This window comes from Pseudomonadota bacterium (genome assembly GCA_022361155.1).
Lineage (GTDB): Bacteria > Myxococcota_A > Polyangia > Polyangiales > JAKSBK01 > JAKSBK01.
The window spans coordinates 1-3,680 of sequence record JAKSBK010000117.1 but is presented as its reverse complement, the minus strand read 5'-3'; the positions used below and the strand labels follow the sequence as shown (position 1 = coordinate 3,680).

Genomic DNA, 3,680 nt, shown 5'->3' with positions numbered 1-3,680 from the left:
GAGGCTGCTTGGGGTGGCGTGCTCGCTTGAGCCGGCCACGGTGTCGCGGTGAACCGCCACCTGCGCGCTTGGTTCGTTTGCCGCGTCGGCGTCGAAGCTCTCGACCGGTGGCCGGGGGCACGCCTTTGGCGTCGATCTCCACCACCAGGACTTTGCCATCGTCTTGGGGAGCGGGCTGCAATCGAAACCACGCCTCGGTGTGCGCGCCCAGACCCAACATGCTCTGTTCGATGACCTCGGTCGACGGCGTGTGGGGCACGAAGTCGCTCAGGACCGAGCGGGCCGTGGCGTACGACAGTTCGGCCGATAGCCGCGCCGCGTGCATCAGCACGTCAATCCCCCCGCGGATCTCAGCCCGGCTGCACCCAAGTGAAAGGTTCGATTCAGGCGGAGCATCACAATCACAAATCTGCGGAGCCGTCTAGTATCTGGTGCCGGCGTCGTCTGCGCTCCTTCTCTCCGGGTCTTGGGAGGTCGTGCTCAAGCAGGTGAGCCCGCCAGCTCACGATCCGATCTTCGGCCACACCGGTGCGCTCGTGGTAGCGTTCTATCCACTCTTTGAGGGGACGGAAATGCGGCCAGTTTTCGGGCAATCGCGCGTGGTAGGCGGTCCAAAGCGAATCGAGCCCAGGCCGCACAGGAATCTCAGGTGCTTCCGGTGCAGAGCGGTAACCACCCATCTCCGCCAGTGGGTCGACATGCCTTCCCGTCGTGGTCACCGCGTCTACCACGATGAGCAATTCGGTCTGTGGCGGGTCGGGTGAGAACATCTGCCAGCCTTGGTGCAGGCGTGTGTAGCCGACGACGGCTTTGGTCCAGCCGGGCATGGGGTCCGGCTTGAGGAAATCGGGGATCACACGCGTTTCAAGGCATAGCTGCATGCTGCTGACGGCGACCAAGAAGACGACGAGGCCCTCGGAGGCTGTCCTTCCGTAGCCGCGCAGCCGTAGCACCAAGGGCGCTGGCGCGACCTCCGGACTCTCGTGATCGTCGGTCGGTCTACCTTCTGCTCCACCTGGTGGCAAACCCAACAGGGTGGACCAACGGATCCTGCGTCGAGCCAAGGCCGAGCAGGCTGCATCGCCCAGGTGGCGCAGGCCCGGCGTCAGCAACAGCAATCCACACGGGTATCCTCCAGGTAGGCACGCGACTGTCAGGGCCACGGCTTGGATGCCCGTCGTGGGCGTCGAGTTGGGCTCAGAGCTGACTGCGACCAGCGTGCGGTCGACCAGTGTGCGGTCTACACCCGGCGGAAGCTCGGCCAGCCTGGCTGCATTGCGCAACTCAAGGCGGCCCAACAGGTCCAAACGGCTGAGCCAGCGGGCGATCTCAAGACACAGCCCGGAGTCCCCGTTGTAGAGCACGAGCACGCGGCGTGCCCGACTACCCCAGCGCCGAAGCGTCTCCCAATCTTCCCTCGTGACCAGGAGCGCGGAGAAGACGATCATCACGTAGGAGAAGATCCCGATGTTGGACATCAGTGCGATCGCAACATGTAGGACACAGATCAAGATGATGGCTGTGCGATGGGTCCACGGCCGCCCCACGGGGCTCAGGATGAGCAGTGGCAGCAGCCCCTCAATCAGTAGCGTGCCGTAAGTCAGGAGGTAGGAGAGCTCCAAGGAAGCGTGCTGGCGCAGCCACAGCCCAAAGGACGTAATGATGAGCTCCCGTTGCAGGAAGTAGTGGGCCGCCGTGCCGTCCTTCCAGGTCGAGCCATCCTTGGACACGGCGTTAAAGAAATAGATCAACGCGAGCTGCATCAAAGCGGCAAAAACGGCCAATGAGACCACAGGGCTGACGTTACACGCGCGCTGGCGGGCGCGGGCTAGGTCATCGTCGTCATAGTCCTGGTGGCGCCGCAGATCTGAGAGCACCGCGTCCAGCGAGAGGCGTCGTCCAAGGGGCAGAAAAGCAGTCCACCAAAGCAGAATAGCCAGCACGAAGTCACCGCCGCTCGACAACATGTCCGTGCGGCTTTGCAGGCTCACGACGCCCAGCAAGCTCAGGATCTGGCACAGGCGCGTGCGATAGCCGACCAGCAGTCCCAAGTAAGCAAGCGCGATCAACAGCATGAGCGCAGCGGCCTCTTCCCAGTGCGAGCACATCCAGAAGACGGAGAAGCTCCGGAAGCGCGATGGCTGCCACATGGAGGTGTGATTGGGGAGCAGTCCCGTGTTGCTGTACCAAAGCTCAACCGAAGCGAGGCGCAGGCTGAGGTCTGCCAGCAGCAGCAAGCCGATCAGAATCCGGGCGAGACCCAAAGTGCGCGGGTCGATTGATAGATAGTGTCGCTTGAACCAGTCCATCGAGCGTCCAGCCCCCTATCCCATGGTTGCGCCGAACGCCAGCGGACGAAGCCATGACTCCGCGCAGCGCGTGATCGACTTCGAGTGCGAGAGCCACTTTCGACGGAAGAGTACCCCCCCGGTGTTTGTCAATGGCTGTGTTCGCCGATCCGCCGCGGATCCCACCGGGATCACAGCCCTGCGCCTTGCTTACAAATACAACAGCGTCTTAGCTTACTTACAAAAGCCCAGCGTCGGCGAAGCTGAAGTAGCCCTCGCGAGCGACGATGATGTGATCCAGCACTCCCAGCCCGAGCAGCTCGCCCGCCGTGCGCAGCCGCTCGGTGATGGCTCGGTCGTCCTCGCTGGGAGCACAGGTGCCACTGGGATGGTTATGCACGAAGACCACGCTGGCGCACGCTTCCCTGAGCAGCAGTCGAAACACGTCGGTGGGTTGGACGCTGCAGGCCGTGAGGCCGCCGACGGCCACGTCGAGCTCGGCGAGCGGCCGGTTGCGTCCATCGAGGGCCAGTGCAAGGAAATGCTCCCGTTGCTCGGTCGCCAAACGCGGCGAGAGCGCCTGCGCGACCTGACGGCTGCTGCGGATCGGCTCGGAGCGAGGCAGCGTGACCGCAAGCGAGCGGCGCCCAAGCTCGACCGCCGCCTTGAGTCGGCATGCTTTGGTCAAGCCCACGCCGGTCTGGCCCGAAAGCGCAGCCACGCCGAAATGATGCAGGGCAGCAATACTCCCGACCCGCTGCAGCAGGCGCGCGGCAGCGATGGACACCGGCTCCCCGGCCCCACCTGTTCCGAGCAGCACCGCTACCAGCTCCACGTCGCTGAGGCTGCCCGGGCCCCTCATGGCCAGCTTCTCGCGCGGACCTGTAGCGCCGCCCCGGCCGGCCGGGCACGCAAGCGGCGCTTTCGCACCGGTAGCTTCGGCGACCCGACGCACGCGCCCATGGCTTGGCGTGTCGGGATCCGGATCGCGACGGTGATCTGGCAACGACAGAGCGTGGGGCATGGGACCGTTCTCCTTTGCCGAGCCCGGTGCCGTGACCGGTGCGGGTGCGTCTCACCGGTGGGGCATCGGCGGTGCGATTTACCGGGAGCACACTGCGCTCCGGATCTTGAGACCAGTAAGATCAACACGTTGAGGGAGGCGCGGCGGCGGATGGCCCGCACGCCGCCGGCGAACGCCGGCCGGCGAGCCACTGGCGTGAGGCAACGCAACGATCGACCTTGACCTCGACGCAGGCTAAGCTCGAGGAAGTCGTCTGGAACTGGAATGCTCAGCGACCGTGCGGTGAGCCTGTCCGTGAGCGTCGCGGCGCTCGCGGCTGCGTCGGGAATCCAGATCGAGCGCGGCCGCAGGGCGCACGAGCCCGAGTC

The 3,680-nt window shown here is 65.0% G+C and carries 3 protein-coding genes; all 3 read right to left on the bottom strand.

The genetic code is table 11. The features are described from left to right. The coding region (locus MJD61_04100; GenBank protein MCG8554460.1) for a hypothetical protein at positions 1-325 on the bottom strand (325 nt) is incomplete at its 3' end. Positions 326-401: 76 nt separating this feature from the next. Then, the gene (locus tag MJD61_04095) at positions 402-2,309 is read right to left on the bottom strand and encodes an HTTM domain-containing protein (protein MCG8554459.1); all 1,908 of its coding nucleotides are present in this window, start codon (positions 2,307-2,309) and stop codon (positions 402-404) included. Positions 2,310-2,526: 217 nt separating this feature from the next. Further along, positions 2,527-3,312 (bottom strand): DNA repair protein RadC, encoded by a 786-nt coding sequence (gene radC, locus MJD61_04090; GenBank protein ID MCG8554458.1) that lies wholly within the window; start codon positions 3,310-3,312, stop codon positions 2,527-2,529. Positions 3,313-3,680: the final 368 nt, after the last annotated feature.

Coding starts and splice junctions, on each gene's coding strand:
- MJD61_04095 (MCG8554459.1), bottom strand. CDS start 2,309: ATGGACTGGTTCAAGCGACACTATCTATCAATCGACCCGCGCACTTTG.
- radC (MCG8554458.1), bottom strand. CDS start 3,312: ATGCCCCACGCTCTGTCGTTGCCAGATCACCGTCGCGATCCGGATCCC.